This is a genomic window from Methylobacterium sp. 1030 (assembly GCF_040544715.1).
In the GTDB taxonomy this organism is placed as follows: Bacteria; Pseudomonadota; Alphaproteobacteria; order Rhizobiales; family Beijerinckiaceae; genus Methylobacterium.
Genome location: NZ_JBEPKM010000003.1, coordinates 348583 through 370181 on the forward strand (window position 1 = coordinate 348583; position 21599 = coordinate 370181).

The 21599-nt window shown below is 67.6% G+C and carries 14 protein-coding genes, 1 pseudogene and 2 riboswitches; of the genes and pseudogenes, 6 read left to right on the plus strand and 9 right to left on the minus strand.

All coding sequences use genetic code 11. The features are described from left to right. Positions 1–28: 28 nt before the first annotated feature. Positions 29–1268: pseudogene (locus ABIC30_RS06190) on the minus strand (IS3 family transposase). Positions 1269–1385: 117 nt separating this feature from the next. Beyond that, a protein-coding gene (locus ABIC30_RS06195) for an IS630 family transposase (protein WP_089231886.1) occupies positions 1386–2347 on the minus strand; the annotation gives its coding sequence in 2 pieces (ribosomal slippage) (positions 1386–1996 and positions 1996–2347; 963 coding nt in all). Positions 2348–2585: 238 nt separating this feature from the next. Further along, a riboswitch (cobalamin riboswitch) is annotated at positions 2586–2780 on the plus strand. Between the two features lie 113 nt (positions 2781–2893). Between ABIC30_RS06195 and ABIC30_RS06200 the strand changes: the two genes are divergently transcribed. The 6 genes from ABIC30_RS06200 to ABIC30_RS06225 all read left to right on the plus strand — a co-directional run bounded on the left by ABIC30_RS06200 (position 2894) and on the right by ABIC30_RS06225 (position 13346). After that, positions 2894–5020, plus strand: coding sequence for a TonB-dependent siderophore receptor (locus ABIC30_RS06200; protein ID WP_354454410.1), 2127 nt, complete (start codon positions 2894–2896; stop codon positions 5018–5020). Beyond that, on the plus strand, positions 5020–6201 hold the full coding sequence (locus ABIC30_RS06205) for an acetyltransferase domain-containing protein (RefSeq protein ID WP_354454411.1): 1182 nt from the start codon (positions 5020–5022) through the stop codon (positions 6199–6201). Before ABIC30_RS06200 ends, ABIC30_RS06205 begins: the two co-directional genes overlap by 1 nt. 419 nt (positions 6202–6620) lie before the next feature. Beyond that, on the plus strand, positions 6621–6941 hold the full coding sequence (locus ABIC30_RS06210; protein WP_354454413.1) for a hypothetical protein: 321 nt from the start codon (positions 6621–6623) through the stop codon (positions 6939–6941). A gap of 40 nt (positions 6942–6981) precedes the next feature. Beyond that, a complete protein-coding gene (locus ABIC30_RS06215) occupies positions 6982–8355 on the plus strand; it encodes a PepSY-associated TM helix domain-containing protein (protein ID WP_075381786.1) in 1374 nt (457 codons plus the stop codon). A 104-nt stretch (positions 8356–8459) separates the two neighbouring features. Next, entirely contained in the window at positions 8460–10796 is a 2337-nt protein-coding gene (locus tag ABIC30_RS06220) for a TonB-dependent receptor family protein (protein WP_354454415.1), read from the plus strand. 441 nt (positions 10797–11237) lie between these two features. Beyond that, positions 11238–13346, plus strand: coding sequence for a TonB-dependent receptor family protein (locus ABIC30_RS06225; protein WP_354454416.1), 2109 nt, complete (start codon positions 11238–11240; stop codon positions 13344–13346). 112 nt (positions 13347–13458) lie between these two features. Here the strand turns inward: ABIC30_RS06225 and ABIC30_RS06230 are convergent, their stop codons facing one another. Genes ABIC30_RS06230 through nikA form a run of 7 tightly spaced genes read right to left on the minus strand, consistent with a single transcriptional unit; the run spans position 13459 to position 21084 of the window. After that, on the minus strand, positions 13459–15675 hold the full coding sequence (locus tag ABIC30_RS06230) for a TonB-dependent siderophore receptor (protein WP_354454418.1): 2217 nt from the start codon (positions 15673–15675) through the stop codon (positions 13459–13461). A gap of 2 nt (positions 15676–15677) precedes the next feature. Further along, positions 15678–16139, minus strand: a complete 462-nt coding sequence (gene nikR / locus ABIC30_RS06235) for a nickel-responsive transcriptional regulator NikR (RefSeq protein ID WP_354454420.1) — start codon at positions 16137–16139, stop codon at positions 15678–15680. Beyond that, a complete protein-coding gene (locus tag ABIC30_RS06240; RefSeq protein WP_354454422.1) occupies positions 16139–16930 on the minus strand; it encodes an ATP-binding cassette domain-containing protein in 792 nt (263 codons plus the stop codon). Before ABIC30_RS06240 ends, nikR begins: the two co-directional genes overlap by 1 nt. Then, complete coding sequence (locus ABIC30_RS06245) at positions 16927–17709, minus strand: ATP-binding cassette domain-containing protein (RefSeq protein WP_075381781.1); 783 nt, start codon at positions 17707–17709, stop codon at positions 16927–16929. The genes ABIC30_RS06240 and ABIC30_RS06245 overlap by 4 nt, the downstream gene beginning before the upstream one ends. After that, a complete protein-coding gene (gene nikC, locus ABIC30_RS06250) occupies positions 17706–18557 on the minus strand; it encodes a nickel ABC transporter permease subunit NikC (protein WP_085987635.1) in 852 nt (283 codons plus the stop codon). Before nikC ends, ABIC30_RS06245 begins: the two co-directional genes overlap by 4 nt. Next, positions 18554–19498, minus strand: a complete 945-nt coding sequence (nikB, locus tag ABIC30_RS06255) for a nickel ABC transporter permease subunit NikB (protein WP_043348966.1) — start codon at positions 19496–19498, stop codon at positions 18554–18556. Before nikB ends, nikC begins: the two co-directional genes overlap by 4 nt. Before the next feature lie 11 nt (positions 19499–19509). Next, positions 19510–21084 carry a nickel ABC transporter substrate-binding protein gene (nikA, locus tag ABIC30_RS06260; protein ID WP_043348906.1) on the minus strand — a complete coding sequence of 525 codons (1575 nt, stop codon included), beginning with the start codon at positions 21082–21084 and terminating at the stop codon, positions 19510–19512. A gap of 292 nt (positions 21085–21376) precedes the next feature. After that, positions 21377–21585: riboswitch (cobalamin riboswitch) on the plus strand. The last annotated feature ends 14 nt before the right edge of the window (positions 21586–21599 follow it).

Genomic DNA, 21599 nt, shown 5'->3' on the forward strand with positions numbered 1-21599 from the left:
GTTTGACCGGACAGGCAGCGGGGCGGGTTTAGGCGCTCCGGCTGAGGTACTCTTGGGGTGAGAGCATGCGCAGGCCGGAGTGCGGGTAGATCGTGTTGTAGTCCTCGTACCAAGCCGGCAGAAGCCGCATCACGGTCTCGGCGTCGGCCAAGATGGCCAGGCGGGCATAGTCGCGCTTGAGCGTCTTCACGAACGCCTCCGCGATGCCGTTGCTCTGCGGCGAACGCACCGGGGTGAACAGCAGCCGTAGGCCGAGCGCGGCGGCCGTCTGTGCTGTCTCCTTGGCGATGTAGGCGGCGCCGTTGTCGGACAGCCACTCGACCGGGTGCGGGGTCTTCGTCGCGCCGAACCGGCGCTCGCAGCAGGCGATCATCAGGTTGCAGACCATCTCGGCCGAGACGCCCGTCGTGGTCGCCGACCACGCCATGATCTCGCGGTCGCACACGTCGATGGCAAACAGCACGCGGACGACCGCACCGTCCCGGCAGCGCAGTTCGAGGTGATCCGAGCTACCCGCTCCACGTTCGAGCGCAACGCCACCACAGTGCCGTTGTGGGTGCGGCCGGGACGATGGGCGGTGTGCGGCGCGAGGGTGAGCCCGTTCGCCCGCAGGATGCGCAGCACCCGCTTGGCGTTGACGCTCGCTTCGCCGCGCGAGTGCAGTGCCCGGTTCACCAGTGCGGTGACGCGGCGATAGCCGTAACTCGGGCGGGCATCGACGATCGCGCGGATCGTCGGCAGCAGCCGTGCATCCTCGGGCTTGTGGTAGAGGCCGCGCGGCCGAACAGGTCGACTTAGGCGCTCGGCCAGGTGGGAGCGGGCTACACCGAGCGTGTCGGCGACCGCTTTCACCGCGAACCGCCTGTCGAACCGCCCCAGGAGCTGAGCGGCGAGGTCGGTTTTTTTGTGCGCGCGAGGTCGAGCGCCTCCTTCAGGATCTCGACCTCGATGGTCTTGCGCCCGAGCAGACGTTCGAGGTCGCGCATGCGCCGCTCCAGCTCGCGCACGCGGCTGGTTCCAACGACTTCCTCGTCGGCGTGCACGGCCTGATGGCCGCCCTCCAGCATGCGCCGCTTCCACGAGAACAGCAGGCTGGGCCAGAGGCCGTAGCGGCGAGCGACGAACGACACGGACGAGCCGGGCTGCTGGCTCTCCTCGACGAGGCGGATCTTCTCGGTGGTGGACCAGCGCCGGCGACGCTGAACGCCGGTCATGATCTCGCCGTGCACCGGCGGGGCGGTCGGATCGGATGACATAGCCTTACCCATAGGCCAACGCCTATGCCTTCGTGAGCTATGCCGCCTGTCCGGTCAAAACGGGGTGCGGTTCAGTGGCTGCTTTCACGACGCTTCGATGGCCGTCCGCACGGCTAGAGCCGTGCCCGCTCAGGTAGCAACGGCCAAGTCGGTATCGTAACCGGCGGCAGCGATGCAGTTGCGGCATTCGTGGGCTGTGAAGCGAGCGAAGGCCTGCCGGATGGTGTGCCATAGGTCTGGGACAGTGCGGGCCGCCGCGGTTCGGAGCAGGCCCTTCAACTTGGCGAAGATCTGCTCGATTGGATTAAAATCCGGGCTGTAGGGCGGAAGGTAGAGCAAACTCGCACCGGCAGCCTCGATGGCCTCGCGCACACCCGTCACCTTGTGGGCCTGCAGGTTGTCGAGGATGACGGTATCGCCGGGCCTGAGCACGGGCACGAGCGTGTCGGTGACGTAGGTCCGGAAGCGTGCGCCGTTGGTGGCGCCGTCGAACAGGGTGGTGGCACACAGCCCATCGCTGCGCAGGGCGGCGGTGATGGTGGTGGTCTTGTAGTGTCCGTGCGGGACGGCGAGGCGACAGCGCTCACCGCGCGGGGCTCGACCGTAGCGGCGCGCCATGTTGGTGGCCGCAGCCGTCTCGTCGAGGAAGACCAGCCTGTCGGGATCGAGGGCGTCCTGGTTCTCGAACCAAGCCTCGCGAGCGGCCCTTACGTCCTCGCGCGCCTGCTCGGCAGCGTGGATCGCCCCTTTTTACGGGTGATGCCGTGCCGGGCGAAGAAGCGGGACAAGCTGCTCGTGCTGGTCTGCACGCCGCGCTCGGCCAAGGCGTCGCGCAACTCGTGCAGGAAGATCGCCGACTGCGCCTCGTAGGTCGTCAGGATCAGTTCGGCCTGCGCCTCGATCCGGTGCGAGGCATGATCGCCACCCGACGGCTTGGGCGTGAGCTGCCCATCTTGGCGGAACTGTTCCGACCAGCGACTGGCACTGGACACGCTGACACCGAACCGGGTTGCCGCCTGATGACAGGAGGCCCCCTCCGAAATGGCGGAGACGACACGCTGGCGTAGATCGACGGACAACGGTGAAGGCATCGGCATGCTCCTTCACCCCTCAACGTCTCAGAGCCCGAGCCGTCCCAACACGCTCGGGCGCAGCTCTAGGTTGGGTTGGGAGCCGAACGGCGGCTTAGGGTGGTTTCCGGCCAATCGGCTTTGAAGCATCAAACCCAAAGAGCGGTCGTTCGACCCATTGCAGGAGCTGGCCAAACGCCAAAGCCGGCGTCACGGCGGCGCTATTACGACGCTCGCGTTGACTCACGAGTTCGTGAGGCTGTAGCTGAGCAGTGACGGTTCCCCTCGGGGATCAAAAGGGAACGCGGTGAGGGTGACAGCCCGATGCCGTGGCTGCCCCCGCAACTGTAAGCGGTGAGTCCTTCACCACCATGTCACTGGGTCAAGCCCCGGGAAGACGGTGCGAGGGCGATGACCCGTGAGCCAGGAGACCTGCCGTCAGCCGTGGTCACACGCGAAACGCGTCGGGCGGGGTGTCCTGGCGGGTGTTGAAGCGCCGCCCGGTGAGGTAGGCGCCGAGGCCTCGTTCGCGGTGACGTGCCACAGCCGTCCCGAGGTCCCAGGCCCGTGTCCCGTCCCGCTCCGCAATGGTGGCTTCGCGCGTCCGTCGCGTCGCTCGCGCTCGCCCTCCAGGGGGTGACCCCAACCACCGCCCAGAGCCCACGAGCCGAGACCGCCCCGGCATCGGTCGTTCTCGACCCGCTCTCGGTCGAGGGTAGCTACACGGCCGCCCCCAAGTACCAGGTCAAGGACCTCTACAGTGGCACTAAGACGGTCACGCCGCGTCTCTCGCTGCCTCAGCACGTCGACGTCGTGCCTCAAGAGGTCCTGCGGGACACCGCCGCCACGCGCGTCGAGCGCGCCCTCGACTACGTGCCGGGCGTCGGCAAGCAGAACGATTTCGGAGCCCAGAACCTCGCGCTCTACTCAGTGCGCGGCTTCGCCACCCAGGACATCTTCTTCAACGGCTTCAACATCGCCCGCGGATACAATGGCGCGCCGGACACCCAGAACGTGCAGTCCATCGAGGTGCTTAAAGGACCTAGCGGGGCACTTTATGGGCGCAGCGATCCGGGCGGCACCATCAACATCCTCACTAAGCAGCCCGTCGCCTTGCCCTTCGTCGAGATGGGCACGCTGTTCGGAAGTTTCGGCACGGCGCGCACCACCGTCGACGCCGGCGGACCGCTGAACGAGGAGGGCACCGTCCTCTACCGGTTCAACGGCGCGCTCGCCCGGCAGGACAGCTTTCGCGATTTCGTCGACGGCGACCGCGTCCTGGTCGCGCCCGTGGTGAGTTGGTTGATCAGCCCAGATACCAAGCTCACCGTCGAGGCGCAGTACCTTCGCAACCGTCAGACCTTCGACCGCGGGACGGTCGCGGTGAACAACCGCCTGGGCCTCGTCCCGCGTTCGCGATTCTTCGGTGAGCCGGGCGACGACTCGGTGTCAGAAGCCGGGATCCTGCAGATCCGCCTGGATCACGCCTTCAATGCCGACTGGCAGCTCAGGGTTGCCGGCCACTTCAACACCGGCAGCCTGACCGGCCTGCAGACCGGCGCGACCGGCCTCCTCGACGACGGCCGCACCCTGCTGCGCGAGTTCCGCCGGCACGACTTTACCTGGGGCGTGGCCATCGGTCAGGCCGAACTCGTCGGGCACTTCGCCACCGGGCCGTTCGCGCACACCGTGCTGCTCGGCCTTGAGCACGAGCGCTACAACAGCACCGACAACCTGCTGCGCTCGACGCCGCGGCTCGACCCGTTCGCCATCGACCTGTTCAACCCGGTCTACGGCCAGCCGAAGCCGCCCATCACGCGGCGCTACAGCGCGAGCGAGAACGTCGGGAACACCGCCGTCTACGTGCAGGACCAGATCGCGCTTAGTCCGGAGTGGAAGCTGCTCCTCGGCAACCGGACCGACTTCTACAACCAGACCTTCCGCGACAAGGTCAGCAACGAGCGCACGGAGCAGGACCGGACCGGCTTTTCACCGCGTGCGGGTCTCGTCTACCAGCCGCTCTCCTTCCTCTCGTTCTACGGCAACGTGGCGGCCTCGTTCCGGCCCAATACCGGCTTCGACATCGCGACCCGCCCCTTCGCCCCCGAGACCGGCTTCGGCTACGAGGCCGGGGTCAAGCTCGACCTCTTCACGGGCTTGAGCGTGACGGGAGCGGCCTTCCACATCGAGAAGGAGAATGTCCTCACCACCGACCCGAGGGACTTCTTCTTCCAGATCGCCGCCGGGGCGGTGCGCAGCCAGGGCTTCGACTTGAGCTTCGTCGGACAGGTAACGCCGGAGTTTCGTGTGATCGGGGGCTACGCCTTCATCGACGCCGCCGTGACCCGCGACGAGGTCCTGAGGGTCGGCTCGCCGCTCCTCAACATCCCGCGCCACTCCGGCAGCCTGCTCGGCGTCTACGAGGTCCAGGCCGGCGACTGGAAGGGTTTTGGGTTCGGCGGAGGCGTCCGGGCCGTCGGCTCGCGTCTCGGGGACAGCGGCAACGAGCGGTTCCGGCTCCCGGGCTACGTGCTGACCGACGCCCTGGTCTACTACCGCTACGAGAACCTGCGCTTCGGGCTAAACGTCGATAACATCTTCGACGAGACCTACTACGAGCGCTCCTACAACGCCTTCTGGGTCGGCGTCGGCGAGCCCCGGCGGGTGATCGTCAGCATGACGGCGCGGTTCTGATGGGCGTGCATCCGGGCATTCTGGAGGCGACGGCAGAGGAATCGGCCAGGACCGGACGCATCGCCTTTATCGACGCCTTGCGCGGGCTGGTGATGGTGCTGATGCTCCTCGACCACCTGCGCGAGACCTGGTTCCTGCACGTGCCCGTCGCCGACCCGATGGATGCCAGGACCGCCATGCCGGCCCTGTATCTCGCCCGCCTCGCGGTCAGCCTGTGCGCGCCCATCTTCATCGTGCTGACGGGGGTGGCCGCGTACCTGTTCAGCACCCGGCACACCCTGGGGGAAACGCGCGCCTATCTCGTGAAGCGCGGCCTCGTCCTGATAGCGTTTGAGGTCTTCTACCTCTCGGAGCTGTACTGGGGCGTCGCCAGCCCGACGCTGTGGCTTCAGGTGATCTGGTGCATCGGCGTGTGCATGATCGTCCTGGCCGCGCTGATCGGCCTGCCGCGGTCGTTTCTTCTCGCCTTCGGGATGCTGCTCGTTTGCGGTCACAACCTCCTCGACCCGATCCAACTCCGGCCCGATGATTCCTTCTTCGCCGTCTGGGCCATGCTGCACCAGCGCGACGTCATCGCGCTCCCATTCGGTCTGGTGGCTAAGACGACCTACCCGGTGCTTCCCTGGATCGGGGTCATCCTGCTCGGCTATGCCATCGGTCCGTGGTTCCTGCCCGGCGTCGCCGCGGGTACGCGGGAGCGCCGCTTCGCTGCAGCCGGCATCACGATGCTGGCCGGTTTCGCGCTGCTGCGTCTGGCGAACGGCTACGGCGACAAGCCCTGGTTCGTCGTCGACGACAGCGCCATGCGGACCGCGATGAGCTTCTTCGCGCTGACGAAGTATCCGCCCTCGCTGCTGTTCCTTCTCCTAACGCTGGGGATCGGAGCACTACTGCTCGTCGTGTTGGAACGCCTGGGCGACCGCCCGGCCGTCGCCGCGCTGGCGGTGTTCGGCGGTGCGCCGCTCTTCTTCTACCTGCTTCACCTGACGGTTGTGCGGCTGCTCTACCACGGCGCGTTCGCGATCTGGGGAGCGACGCAGAACACTGTGTTCGGCATCGACAACTACGTGTGGGTCGTGGTCTGGTACGCGGTGTTGATGCCGCCCCTCTACTTCCCGACGGCTTGGTTCTCGCGCCTCAGGGCGTCGCGGCGCGACCTCGCTTGGCTCAAGTACCTCTAGGGTCAGACCCATCAGCTTGGGCATGCGACGGTCTGGTTACCAATCAGCGAAGTCATTCGAGTGCGGCCGTTTCCATACCGCACGCGTGCGCGTTTTCCGGAGCTAGGCAGCCATCGCCACTGCGCGGCCGAGCCCGGCAGTATCTTGAGACCGGATATTCGAGTGTTGTCCAAGAAACGGTTCAAGCCGCATCCTTTCCTGGCCCAGTAGGTAGTCGCCTCGGCTACAAGTGACGCGGCAACACTCGACACCGGCTTGATGGATACGAGGGGTCACCTAGTTGCCACACGCGGGCATTCTCTGGATTTTCCTCAGCGCGAAAGGCCCTTCGGTAGATTGACCCGGCGTCTACCTGAACCGTAAGTGGATGAATGCGCGGGTGCCTGCCTCGGACGGTCCAAGGCCGCGCGATCATCGCCATGATCGCGCTCTACGCGCTCGTGCTGCAAGCCTTCCTCGGTGGCCTTGTTCCGTTGCCGGCTGCGCCGCTCGGCAGTGTAATCTGCGCCGAGCACGACGGTTCGAGCTCATCCGGTGATCAGGGTCCTGCCTGCCACCAACACGCCTGCTGCACGGCGGTCCAGGCCGTGCAGCTGATCCACCCAATGCTGACGGTGTTCGCGACGGTGGCCTGGGCTCCACCCCAGGTAGCCCCCGTGGCCTGGCGCGACGCCGGCATGGTTCAGGCGCGTGCGCCCCCCCAACAGTCCGTAAGCCCACGAGGTCCGCCGGCCGTTTGACCGATCCGTCGTCAAGATCGCTCAGACCCGGACCTCACCCATGTCACAGTCCCTCCAGGGCGACGCGACGGCGTTCACCGCCGTTGCTGTCGCGCACCCGGCGCAGGATGCCGTGTACCGCGCCGTGTGGCGCTGGCATTTCTACGCCGGCCTGCTCTGCCTGCCCTTCCTGATCCTGCTGTCCGTCACAGGCTCGCTCTACCTTTTCAAGGACGAGATCAACGGTACCCTGTTCGCCTACCGAACGGCGGTGGCGCCACAGGCGAGCCGCCCGCTCAGCCCGGACATCCTGCTCTTCAACGCTACGGAAGCCGTACCGACGGCGGTGCCGGTGTCATTGGCCGACCCCGCCGATCCAGCCGCCACGGCCGTGGTGACGATGGCCGAGGGGCCGCGCAGGACCCTCGTCTACCTGAACCCCTACAACGGCGACGTGCTTGACCGGGTGGACCGCGACAGCGAGTTCATGATGGTGGTGCGACGCCTGCACAGCCTCGCGTATTTCGGCACGGTCGCGAACGGCGTCATCGAGGTCGTGGCTGGGTTCGCCATCATCCTCGTGGTCACCGGCACCTATCTCTGGTGGCCACGCCAGCAGACCGGCGGCGTCGTCAGCGTCCGCGGCACGCCGCGCAAGCGCGTCTGGTGGCGCGATCTACACGCGGTCACGGGTATGGTCGCGGGCGCCGGCCTGTTCTTCCTCGCCGCGACCGGCTTGCCCTGGTCGGTCTGGTGGGGCCAGCAGGTCCGCATCCTGTCCAACGAGGCCGGCGTCGGCCAACCGCGCGCGCTTTGGGCGAACAAGCCCGTATCGAACGTGCCTATGCAGGAGATGCTCACCACCACCGGTTGGGCGATGGAAGATGCGCCAGTGCCGGTCTCGCAGCCGAGTGCGACCGCTGCCATCGGCCTCACACGCGCCGTCGAGATCCTGCGCGGTCTCGGAATGCCCCGCGGCTTTGAGATCTCGCTGCCGGTCGGCGAGACCGGCGTCTACGCGGCGGCGGCCTACCCGAAGGACGTAACCGCGCAGCGGATGATCTCCCTCGACCAGTACACCGGCAAGCCGCTCGTCGACGTACGCTTCGGTGACCTCGGTGGCGTCGCCCGGGCCATCCAGTACGGCATCGGCATCCACAAGGGCGAGCACTGGGGTCGTGCCAACCAGCTCGCGATGCTCGTCTTCTGCCTCGCCACCATCCTGCTGTCGGTCACGGCTGCGGTGATGTGGTGGAAGCGCCGGCCTGCCGGTCGCCTCGGCGTCCCGCCCTGGCCGCGAAGGCGCGTCGCCGCCACGGTGACGGCGATCGTGCTCGGTCTCGGCGCTCTCTTCCCGCTGACCGGCCTAGCCATCGTCGGCATGATCGTCGTCGACCTCGTCATCCAGATCCTGCGACCGCGCTTGGCGCCCTGATCTGTCCGGTCTGGGACGAACGCGTCCCGGATGCCCCCAGTTCTAATCCCCTTTCCCGGTCGCAGCGTTCGCATCCGCTTGCTGTCCCTCGACGAGTGTCCGTCATGTCTCAATGCCGCCCCGGCCATCGAGCCCGTGCGCTCGGCCTGATCCTGGCCGCCAGCCCGCTAGCTATCACCGCCGCACAGGCCCAGGGCGCCGGCCAAGCAGTCGCCCTGGATGAGATCTCCGTTACCGCGGAGGGCAACGGCGCGTCGGGTGGGGTGCTGGCCGCGTCGGCCGGCGCTCCCGGGCCGGGCCTGCCGCCGGTCTCCGCCCCGACTCCGCTGGACAAGCCCGTCGGCGAGGTCGTTACCAGCGTCGGGCGCGAGGGCGTCATCGACAACCGCGCCGCTACGACCGTGGCGGACATCCTGCGCAATAGTCCGGGCGTGACCGTGCGGCAGGGCAACGGGCCTCGCGACGTCGTCGTCTCGATCCGCGGCAACAACGCCCGCGCCACCGGTGTCTCGCGCAACTTCGTCGTGCTGGAAGACGGTTTTCCCGTTACCCAGGCGGACGGCTCCTCCCGCTTCGACCTTGTCGACCCGCGCGCCTACTCGCGCATCGACGTGTTCCGCGGGCCGCAGTCGCCGTTCTTCGGCAACTACGCCACGGGCGGGGCGCTGAACTTCGTCACCCGCCGCGGTTCCGAGATCAACGGCGTCGAGTACGGGGTCGATGCCGGCAGCTTCGGCTACCTCAACAACTACGCCACTTTCGGCGGGGTCAGCGGCCCGTTCGAGTACAGCCTGTTCACCAGCGACACGCGGGGCAACGGCTTCCTCAGCCACAACTCATTCGACACCCAGACCATCAACTTTCTGGGCACCTACGCGCCGACCACGGACGACCGCTTCACCCTGAAAATCATCAACAACGAGGTCTCCACCGACCTGCCGGGGCGCGGCTCGCTCAACCAGTTCCGGCTCAACCCCTTCCAGCGGGGCTGCGCCACGGCCGCCGCGGCGGCCCCCGGCTGCGTGACCTACAACCTGCTTCTCAACGGCCGGAACGGCGCCACCGTGCCGGTCACCGCCGACGAGGGCGCCTTCGTTCGCGGCGACCGGCGCACCATCGTGGGCGGACGCTGGGAACATGACTTCGATGCCTTCACGACCTGGCGCACCCAACTCGTGTTCGACGACCGCCAGATCAACCAACCCTTCTACACGAGCTCAGGACGCGGTGATTTCCCAGGCTTCAACTTCCTCACCGACTTGACCCGGCGCGGCGACCTGTTCGGCCTTCCGGCGACCGGCTACGTGGCGCTCGCCTACAACACCCTGGACAGTCACAGCCTAACCTACAATCGCGCGCCCTACGGCGGCCCGCGGCTCGGCGCGCTGACCGCCGATCTTGAGGCTACGCAGGCCAACCTCGGCGGGCGCGCGCGGATCGAGGTGCAGCTCTCGGAGCAGTGGATCGCGGTGGCCGGAATCAGTGCCGAGAACACCACGATCAACGGCCGCAACATCACCTATGGCTTCCCGGCCGCCGGCGGCTTCACGACCACCCTAGCCAACCTCGACCGCAGCTTTCTCAACGTCGCGCCCGAGCTCGCGCTGGTGTATCGGCCCAACACAGACTGGCAGTTCCGGGGTCGGGTCGCCACCGGCTACGCCACGCCTTCGGCCTCGAACCTCACCGTCACGTCCGCCGGTGTGCCCGGCAACAACGGGCAGCTGCAGACACAGGAGAACCTCGGCTTCGACGTCGGAGCCGACTGGACGCCGCTGCCCGGCGTCCGATTCAGCGTCACGGGCTTCTACGAGTTCTTCCGCAACGAGCTCGTCACGCAATCGCCCGGTGCTGGCCTCCTAAGCTACACCTTCAACGCACCGGCCTCGGAGCATCGCGGCGTCGAGGTCGGGGCGGACTGGGCTTTCTCGCCGGGCTGGCGAGCAACCGCCGCCTACACCTTCGACGACCAGATCTACACCAAGTACGTCGAGCAGCTCAGCGCCGGCAGCCTCACCAGGCGGTTCGACCGCGCGGGCAACCACATCCCCGGCGTGCCTGCCAACCAGCTTCTCGCGCGCGTGGGCTACGAGCAGGCCACAGGCCCGTTGGCCGGTCTGGGCGCCTATGTCGAGACGGTGTTCCAGGACGAATTCTTCATCGACAACGCCAACCTGCTGAAGGCGCCCGGCTACGCCATAGTGAACCTGAACGTCCACTACACGACGGAGCTGGTCGGCTACGCCAAGCGGTTGAACCTGTTCTTCGAGGCGCGGAACGTCTTCGACAAGACCTACATCGCCTCGGCCCAGAACCTCGCAAATTCGATCAGCGCAACCTCCGGCCTGCAGAACGGCGCGAGCGTCCTGGCCAACACCACCGGCTCGGTGTTCGCGGGAGCTCCGCGCAACTTCGTCGGCGGCATGCGGCTGGCATTCTGATGCGATCGAGGAGCACAGCGCCCGCACCCATGCAGGCCCCGCGACGGCGTGTCTTCCGCGCGGCCATCGCGGTGGTCGCCCTGTACGCACTCGCGCTTCAGGCGGCGCTCGGCGGCGCGAGCCTCACGGTCTTTCTCGACCCTGTTCACGTCATTTGCCAGCCAGACGTAGCCATCGACAACGGGCTATCCAAGTCGCCTCTCTCTCATCATGGGCACTTGAAGTGCTGCATCGTCGCCCATGTGGCGGGATCCGCGGCTGTCCCGTCCATGGAGGCGGTTCCCGTCGCCTGGCCCCTCCGCCAAGCCGTTGCCGTGACCTGGCGTCCGGAGGTCCTCGCCTGTCCGCGCGGGCCACCAGGAGCCAGAGCCAGTGCACGCGCGCCGCCCGTCGCCTGATCGGTCGCATCACCCCGATCCTCCAGGCCACGGACCTCATGCCATGTACCGAATTCCCCGGGTCAAGCTCTACGCCGCCCTGCTGTTGACGCTGCTCGCCACCACGTCGGTCTTCGCCCAGACCGCCGCGACCCAGTCCGTCACCCTTTCCGAGCTCAGCGTCTCCGGCTCCGCCGGACCGCTGGCCGAGACGCAGCTTCCACCGGCCGCCCAGGCGGCGAGCCTGACCGTCCCGACCATCGAGCAGGCGCGCGCGGAACTTCAGCGCACGCCGGGCGGGGTCGCCCTCGTGCCGGACACCTACTTCAAGAACAGGCCGGCCCAGACGCTCAAGGACGTGCTCGACTTCGTGCCTGGCGTGATCGTGCAGCCCAGGTTCGGCTCGGATGCCCGGCTGTCCATCCGTGGCTCGGGCCTCTCCCGCAACTACGGCAACCGCGGCATCAACGTTTTCCAGGACGGCATCCCCATCAACACCTCCGACGGCCTCGTCGACTTCTTCGAGATCGACCCGACCGCCTACCGCTACGTCGAGGTCTTCAGGGGCGCCAACGCGCTGCGGTTCGGCGCCAACGCGCTCGGCGGCGCGATCAACCTAGTCACGCCGACAGGCCGAGACGTTTCCCCCTTCGAGGCCCGCATCGATGCCGGCAGTTTCGGATACCTAAAGGGGCAGGCCGCCACCGGCGGGGTGTCGGGCCCGTTCGACTACTTCCTCACGCTGTCCGGCGACCGGTTCGACGGCTTCCGCGAGCACAGCGACGGAAATTCGGTTCGGGGCAACGCCAACTTCGGCTACCAGTTCTCGCCGGACGCCGAGACGCGCTTCTACGTCAACGCCAACACCATCAACCAGCGCATCCCCGGCGAGGTGACCCGGCAATCCGCGCTGACGAACCCACGTGCCGCGAACCCGGTCTGGGTCCTGCAGGACCAGCAGCGCAACATCGACTCGGTGCGGCTCGCCAACAAAACCACGCTGCGCTTCGACGAGACGACCCTGGACTTCGGCGTCTTCACGGTCCAGCGCCACGTCGACCATCCGATCTACGAGTACCTCGACTACACGGTGCAGGACTACGGCGGCTTCGTCCGCGCGACCGACGACAGGGTCATTGGCGGCTTTCGCAACCGCCTGGTCGTGGGCGTGAACGTCGACAACGGCACCATCGACTACAGGCAGTTCGTCAACCTGAATGGCGCCGTGAAGGGCCCCCTAACATTCTCGACCCTCGACCGTTCGGAGAACCTGTCGGCCTATGCAGAGAACTCGTTCTTCATCCTGCCGAACGTCGCCCTCGTCGGGGGCGGCTTCTTCCTGCGCGCGGTCCGCGACCGGAAGGACCGGCTCCTGACAGACGGCGACCAGTCGGGCCGCTCCACCTACGACATCGCCAAGCCGAAGTTCGGCGTGCTCTGGGACGTCGACCCCACGTGGCAGGTCTACGGCAACGTCTCGGGCAGCGCCGAGGCGCCGACCTTCGACGCGAACTCCTTCGCGACCTTCGCAACCTCAAACCTGCGCGCCCAGACCGCGACCACCTACGAGGTCGGTACGCGCGGGGTCCGACCGGACCTGAGCTGGGACCTCTCGCTCTACCGCTCGGAAATCCAGAACGAACTGCAATGCCTGACGACGTCGATCTTCAGCCCCTGCAGCATCGTGAACGCGGACCGCACCGTTCACCAGGGTGTCGAGGCCGGTCTCGAGGTGGCGTTCCTGAAGTCGCTCGTCACGGTTGAAGACCGTGTCTGGTTCAACGCCGCCTACACCTACAACGATTTCTTCTTCGTTCGCGACGCGCTCTATGGCAACAACCGCTTGCCCGGCGTGCCGACCCACTACCTGCGCGCCGAGGTGCTCTACCGACACCCTAGCGGCTTCTACGCCGGCCCCAACGTGGAGTGGTCGCCGCAGTCCTACTTCGCCGACAACGCCAACAGCCTGACGGTGCCCGCCTACGCGCTCCTGAACCTCAGGATCGGCTTCGATCAGGGCTCGGCTTGGTCAGGCTACCTTGAGGCACGCAATCTCCTGGACAAGCGTTACATCTCAAGCGTGGCCATCGCCGGCATCGCTAACGCCAGCTCAGAGATCTTCAACCCTGGCACCGGCCGGGCAATCTACGGAGGCCTTCGGTACCGGTGGTGAGGATTGTTCCCGACCCATGATGGTCGTGCAACGTCCCTTTAGTGAAGGCTCGAAGCGGACATCAGCTCGGCGCCCACAATGCGGTCGAGGAAAATCTACGTGGATCACTGGGTCAGAATCGAACCGTGAACGACCCGGTGATACGTCGTGGAGATCCCGGATAAACGCGAAACACGTTGAGCGAGCTCTCATAATAGACCGTGTTGAAGACGTTCTCGATGTTGAGGCCGAAGCGGAGGTTCTCGTAGCGGTAGTACGCCAACGCGTCGGCCGCGATGTAGGCCGGTAGGACAAAACCGGAGCCGGCCGCGTCGCCCGGACGCTCCCCGACGCCGCGCACGCCACCCCCGATGCCGAACCCCTTCCAGTCCCCACCCTGCACCTCGTACACGGCGAGCAGGCTTCCCGAGTGGCGCGGCACATTGATGAGTGGCGCGCCCACCGGCAGCACGTTGTCCTTGGTCACCACCGCGTCGGCGTAGACATAGCCGGCCAGGATCTTCAGCTCCGGCGAGAGCTGCCCCTGCGCCGTCAGCTCGAAGCCCTGGCTGCGCACCGCGCCCGCCGCGAGCGAGAAGCCGCTGTTGTTCGGGTCCGGCGTCAAAACGTTCTGCCGATCCACCCGGAAGGCCGCCGCAGTCAGCAGCAGGTTGCCGCCGAACAGCTCGGCCTTGGCGCCGATCTCGTAGCCCTGTCCCGTCTCCGGCTTCAGTGGCTTGCCCGGCGACACGGCCGCGGCGTCGGGGCCGATGTTGGGCCGGAAGCTCGTCCCGGCGTTGGTGTACAGCGAGAGCCATGGGATCGGCTGGTAAATGAGGCCGGCCCGCGGCGAGGCAGCGACCCGCGACTGGTCCGCCTGGCTGCGCGGGATGCGCTCGCGGAAGGAGTCCTCGAAGATGTCGAGCCGCGTGGCCACGAGCGCCTTCCACTCCGGGCTCAGCACGATCTGATCCTGGGCGTAGAGGGCCGTGTTGGTGACCCGCTCCAGGTTGTTGCGCGGGATGGTCAGCGGCGGCAGCGCCTGCCCGTAGACAGGCGCATAGATGTCGAGGGCGTAGGGGCTCGTGCGGAAGTTCGAGCGCAGGTAGAGCGTCCGGCTGTCAGTGCTCTCGCGCTCAAAGCCGAGAAGCAGCGTGTGGCTGATCCCGCCGGTGTCGAAGCGCCCGATCAGGTCCGCCTGCCCGACCGCGACGTCCCAGCGATAATCGCGCACGTTCCGGTCTCGGGCCACCGTCCGGTTGTCGGAGGCGATAGAGCGGATCTCGGCAGACTCGCCGTCCAGGGTTCCGGTGGCGAAGTGCGTCGCCAGCCGCATCTGCCAGTCCGCGTTGAAGCGGTGGTCGATGCGCGCCTGGAGGATGTTCTGGCTCTGGTAGGTGCTCTGTCCCGGCTCCCCGAGGAAGCGCGAGATCGGCAGGAAGCCGAGCTGCTTGTTGATGGCGATCACGCCCCGGTCGAAGATGATCCGGTTCCGCTGGATGTCGGCCTCGACGGTGATGCGCGTGTCCGGCGTGATCTGCCAGCTCACCACCGGAGCGACGAGCAGCCGGTCGCTGTCGACGAAGTCGCGGAAGCTTCCTGCGCCCTGGGCCGCGAAGTTGAAGCGGTAGAGGACGGTGCCGTCCTCGTTGAGCGGACCACCCGCGTCGACCGTCCCGCGGGTCAGGCCGAACGAGTCGACCTGATTGCCGAACTCGACGAAGCGTTGTGCGGTCGGCTGCTTGGTGATGATGTTGACGAGCCCGCCCGGATCGCTGCGTCCGAACAGGCCGGCGCCAGGGCCTTTCAGAACCTCGATGCGCTCGATGTTCTGCGCGTCGGGCGGGGGCGGCGTGCCGCGGTTGAGGGGGAAGCCGTTCTGGTAGATCTCCGAGGTGGTCACCCCGCGGATGGCGTAGCTGAAGATGCTCAGGCCGCCGAAGTTGTTCTGTTGCGCGACGCCCGGCAGGTAGTTGAACACCCGGTCGACGCGGGTCGCGGCGAGGTCGGTGATGACCTCGCGCGGCGCGACGGAGACGACCTGGGGCACGTCCAGCTGCGGCGTGTCGATCTTGGTGCTGCTCACCGCCCGCCCGGCACCGAAGCCCGGCGTCGGTCCGATCTGGCCAATCGTGCCGGCGGCGGTCGTCGTGCCGGCCGGGGCGCCAGTCCCAACTGCCTCAACCGACAATTCATCCAGCGTGACGCTCTCCTGCGCCCGTGCCTCGCCCACTGGCGTACCGGCGGAGAGCACGGCCGCCAACGCGAGGCCGGTGCCGCTTCTCGTGCGATGCGGCGGCCGGGTCAGTCGCCGACGGACAGGGGCACGGGTCGGATCGAGCGCGCGCATCGTCACGTCCGGATATGCTCGTGTGGATGGGGCGCGTGCCCGTGCGGGTGGTCCACGACCTCGATCTGCGCTGGGATGATTGACAGGCTGTCGTGGCGCACGCCGCGCTGCGTCGCGATTGCGTCGACGAAGGCGTGGATCTCCCGGACACGCCCACGCAGGACGAGGGTGTGCAACGCCGCTTCGTGGTCCAGCGGCACCTGCACCTGCGTGATGACGAGGTCATGCCGTGCCCGCTGTTCCTCCGCGAGGCGCTGCCCGAGGTCGCGCACGCCGGCTTCCGCCACGAAGCTGAAGGTCGCCACGCAGGCATGGTCGGGGTCGCGCTCCCGGCGCGCCTCCGCGAGCCCTCGACGCAGCAGGTCGCGCATCGCCTCCGAACGGCCTGCGTAGCAGCGGACCTCGGCGATCCAGTCGACCGCTTCGACGAGTTCGTGGTCCAGGGTGACGGTAATCCGCTGCATCAGCTTGCAACCACTGGGAAGGCCGGGAGGACGGCGTCGACGAGCTCGCGCGCGGCCGGATGCCCCAGCGCAAGCCTCGGTCGGCACGGCGACGCGTCGACGATCCGCCCGGCGTCGAGAACGACAACCCGATCCGCGAACCGGCGCGCCAGACGGATGTCATGCGTGACGAGCAGGAACGCGGTTCCCTGTTCACGTCGCAGGACAGCGAGGCGGTCGAGGATCTCGATCTGCAGCGGCGCGTCCACGTTCGAGACCGCCTCATCGAGCACGATGAGCGCAGGTCGGGTCGCCAGCGCCCTGGCGAGGCCGACGCGCTGCACCTGGCCGCCGGAGAGCTGGCCGGGGAGCCGCCCGATCATGGATTGGTCGAGCCCGACTAAAGACAGCAGCGCATGAACCCGGGCTCGCCTCGCCGCCGCCGAGAGGCCGGTGAGATGCCGCAACGGCTCCGCAATCGTCCGGCCTACTTTGTGTCGTGGGTTCACCGCCGAGAGCGGGTCCTGGAGAACCATCTGAACCGCCGACCTGAAAGCTCGCCGTCCAGCGTCGTCGAGCCCGGCCAGACCCAATCCGCGGAACCGCACGACACCGGCAGAGGGTCGTTCCAGGCCGAGGAGGAGGCGGGCGAGCGTGCTCTTGCCGGAACCGCTGCGTCCGATCAGGGCGACGCACTCGCCGTCCTCGATGGCAAACTCGACATCTGCGAGGACGGGTCGAGGCGTGCCGGGGCGCCAGCCAGTGCCGGCGTAGACTTTGCCGAGCCCATGGGCGGACAGGAGGGCCGTCATGGCGCGGCCTCATGGAGGGCTTGATGGGCCGCGAGCAGCGCCCGCGTCTCCGGTCGGTCCGGCCGTGCGAAGACTGATGCCGTGTCGTCCGTCTCGACGATCCGTCCGTCCGCCATCACCGCCATGCGATCAGCGAGGCGGGCGACGACGCCCAGATCGTGCGTGACGATCAGGAGGCCGAGGCCTCGGTCGCGCACGAGGGCTGCCAGCAGGTCGAGGATACGAGCCTGGGCGACGAGGTCGAGATCCGTTGTCGGCTCGTCGGCGACCAGGAAGGGAGCCCTCGCGAGCAAGGCGAGCGCGATCATGGCGCGCTGGAGCATGCCGCCCGACATCTGGAACGGGTAGAGGTCGGGTACCTGTGGATCGTCGCCGAGCCCGACGGCCTCCAACGCCTCGCGCATCGCCGCGCGGCTCTCGGTACGCCGGAGGCCCGCAGCCGCGCCGGTTTCACCGGCGTGGTCGCCAATCGTGCGGAGCGGGTTGAAGGCCGAGCGGGGGGCCTGGAGTACGGTGGTGACTGTCCGGCCGCGGAGCTCAGCGGGTGCCACCGCCGTGCCATCGAGGTGGACGCGACCAGCGACGCGCCTGGTCCCCGGCGGCAGCGTGTCGAGGAGCGCCGCGCAGGCCAGCGACTTGCCCGAGCCACTCGTGCCGACGAGGGCCAGCACCTCGCCCGTGCGCAACTCGAACGACGCGTCCGCGACCAGCGGCACGGCCTCGGCTCCGCGCCGGGTCTCGACGCGCAGGTTCTCGGCCCGGAGCACGCGCGGGTTCATAGGCCCCGCTCCGCAACCAGCGTCGGATCGAGGCGGTCGCGCAGCGCGTCACCGAGTTGGTTGAACGCAAGGACGGCGACGGCGATCGCGAGCCCTGGCCAAACGACCAGCAGGGGCCGTGTCCAGAAGAAGGTTCGGGCCTCGTTGATCATCACGCCCCATTCCGCGGTCGGAGGCTGCACGCCGAGGCCGAGGAAGGACAGGCCGGCGACGTGGAGGGCCATGTGGCCGACGTCCAGGGTGGCGAGCGCGGCGAGCGGCGGCAGGACCCCCGCCAGCACGTGCTCGATGAAGACCGCCGCCGGCGACGCCCCCGCGATCCGGGCGGCCAGGACGTAGTCGCGCGTCTTGAGTTCGAGGACGAGACCTCGGACGATGCGGGCGTACCAAGCCCAGTGAGACAGGGCGATGGCCGCGATGACGTTGACGAGGCCGGTGCCGAACGCGCCGATCAGGAACAGCGCCAGCACGAAGGTCGGCACGGTGAGGAACACGTCGCACAGACGCATGAGCACGGCGTCGGTCCGGCCGCCGATCATGCCTGAGAGGGCGCCGACCCCAAGGCCGAGTGCGACCACAAGCGCGAGGGCGGCCGCGACGGCGCCAAGCGTCGTCTGGGCACCGGTGATCAGGCGGGACAGGATGTCCCGCCCGAGGTGGTCGGTGCCGAGGGGGTGGACGAGGCTCGATGGCGCGAAGCGGACCGTGAGGTTCACGGCCAGGGGGTCGTGCGGCGCGGCTAGCGGTCCGAGAAGCGCCAGAAGGAGGATTACCAAGGCGACCGCGACCGGGACCGCGAAGGGCCCAAGGCCCGTGCGGGTGGCCTTTAAGGATTCGGACAGCCTCATGCCGCCTCCTCCGCACCCAGCCGAATGCGCGGATCGAGCCACGCGTAGGCGATGTCGACGGCGAGATTGCAGAGGACGAACACCGCGGTCATGACCAGGGTGAAGCACTGGATGACCGGGTAGTCGCGGTTGTAGATCGCCGAGACCGCGTAGCGGCCGACGCCCGGCCACGAGAAGATCGTCTCCACCACGAGGGCGCCGCCCAGGAGCTCGCCGACATGCATGCCGGTGGCGGTCACGACCGGCACCAGGGCGTTGCGGAACACGTGCCGGCGCTGCACGGCTCCCTCGGAGAGCCCGCGCAGGCGCGCATAGAGGACGTGACGCCCACCCGCGGCCTCCAGCATGCTCGCCCGCAGGAGGCGCGCGTTGACCGACAGCGACATCAGGCAGATCGCCAGCGCCGGCATGATGAGGTGGGCGAGCGTGCCTCGGCCCATCGGCGGCAGCCAGCCCAAGGTGACCGAGAAGAGCGCGACGAGGAGGAAGGCGATCCAAAAATTCGGCAGTGAGACGCCGAGCACGGCGATCCCACGCACGAGGCGATCCTGCCAGCCGCCGCGATGCGTGGCCGCCCAGGCGCCCAGCGGCAGGCTGACCGCGATGGTGACGGCGAGCGCGGTCCCGGCCAGTTCGAGGGTCGCGGGCAGGTAGCCGAGGAGCTCAGGCAGGACCGGCCGGCGCGTGACGTAGGAGAGGCCGAAGTCACCCTGAAGCGCACGCCAGAGCCAATCGAGGTATTGGACGACGAACGGTCGGTCGAGGCCGAGCAGGATGCGTGCGTCGGCGAGGGCGGCGTCGGTCGGCGGGATCTGCGAGAGGCGCAGGTAGTCGAGGGCCGGGTCGCCTTGGCCAAGACGGAGCATCACGAACACGAGGATCGACACGCCGAGCAGCATCGGCGGGATCAGCGCGAGACGCACGGCGATGAAGCGGAGCATCGGCATGCCGGTCACCGGGCCGCCGGCCGCATCGCCGCGAAGGGGATCTCGTTGATCGTCGCCCCGAAGCCGACGCCCGCGATGGTCGGGCGATGGACCTCAATGGCCACGGAGTGAGAGATCGGCAGGTAGATCGCGGCCTCGTGGAGGGTAGTCAGCAGCTTGGCATAAAGCCGTCGGCGCTCAGTCTCGTCCGTCGAGGCGAGGACTTCCGCGATGGCCGCGTCGATGCCGGGCTTCTCCGGCAGCCCGACCTGCGCCTGATAGTCCGCGTGCGACGGGGTGCGCATCGAACTGATGAAGGAGGCGGGATCGTAGGGCGGCCCCCAGGTCTCGCCGAAGATGAGGCCGAAGCGGCCGTCCTTCTGGCGGGCCAGGATCGAACTCTCCTCCTCGCCGATCAGCCGGCTATCGATGCCCACGCGCCCAAGGTCGGCCTGGAGAACCTCGGCAATCGCCCGCTGCTGAGCGTTTGTACCGACGAAATCAACCTCGACGGCAAGGCGGCGTCCGTCCTTCGCACGCACGCCGTCACGCCCAAGCGTCCAGCCGGCTGCATCGAGCATGCGGGAGGCCGCGGCCCGGTCGAAGCCGTAGGGCTTCAGCCCGACGTCGGCGTACGGCACGCGCGGCGCAAACAGGAAGTCCGCGCGCGGCTCGATCCCATCGAGTACCGTCCGGACCAGCGTGTCCTTGTCGACGGCGTGGTTGATGGCGAGGCGGACCGCCCGATCATCTGTCGGGAAGCGCGCGGAGTTCATCGCGAGCACCCGGGTCGCCAGCGGCGGCGAGACCGCTGAGGCGAAGTTCGGGGCCATGTCTCGAAGTCGGACGAAGGCTTCCGAAGGAATCTGTCCGCCCGCGCCGTAGACGAGGTCGATCTCCCCCGTCTGCAGGGCGATGACGCGGGTGTTAGGATCGGGGATGACCTTGACGACGAGCCGGTCGAAGATGGGTCTCGGGCCCCAGTAACCCGGGTTGCTCTCGAACGTGTCGGAGACGCCGAGCTGGGTGTCGACGAGCCGCCACGGCCCTGTGCCGACCGGCGCCCTGATGTTGACGGCCGTCGTACCGCCGGGGCCCATGGCCTTCGGAGACAGGAACCGGAAGGGCCGCGGCAGGGAAAGTTCGAGCAGTGTCGGGTAGTGCGGCGCCTTCAGGACGAGGCGGAACGCCAGAGGCCCAACAACTTCTGTGCGTTCGATCTGCTGGACGAGATCGAGCCACGCGTGCCGCGGGCGGTTGGCCAGGATCGCGTCGAAGTTCGCCTTGACCGCGGCCGCGTCGAAGGGAACCCCGTCGCTGAAGGTGACGCCGGGGCGCAAGACGAAATCGTAGGTCCGCCCGTCCTCAGAGATGTTCCACGAGGTCGCGAGCCAGGGCTCGACCGATCCATCATCGCGGTACTTTACCAGAGGCTCGTAGAGGCTCGCCTGCGCGAACATCTGGTTGGGCGCGTAGAGGTGCGGGTTCAGCGGTCCGACGTTCGAGGGCCACGAGTAGGTGAGTTGCCCGGCGGCTGTCTGGGGCGGTCCGAGGAAGCTCGCCGCCAACGCGGCGACGGCGAGGGTCGCCGACTTGGTCATGTATGGGTCGCGGTATGAGGATCGTTGCCGAACGTCATACACTGCCCAAGCTTGACCGTGAACCATTTCCTACAGGGTGTTCACCGCGACCGAGGATTGGACACCCTTCGCAGAGGTGTTCAGCACGCCCCACCTCAATCCTGTGATAGCCCGGCGGACGTTCGTCGCTTGGCGAGGGTGTGAATTCAAAACGGATCGGCGGAAATCCACCCTGCTCAGACATCGATTGACGCCTCAAAAGCCACACATCTGAACAATGTGCTTCCGTGCGTTGACGGATAGATGCACCGCAGCTTAGCTTGAGCGTGACGGTTCCCCTCGGGGATCAAAAGGGAACGCGGTGAGGTCACGCCCGTGAGGGCTCGACCGATGCCGCGGCTGCCCCCGCAACTGTAAGCGGCGAGTCCTTCATCACCACGTCACTGGGCGGCCTCGCCCGGGAAGACGATGAGAGGGCGACGACCCGCGAGCCAGGAGACCTGCCGTCAGCCGTGGTCACACGCGGAGCTTGCCGG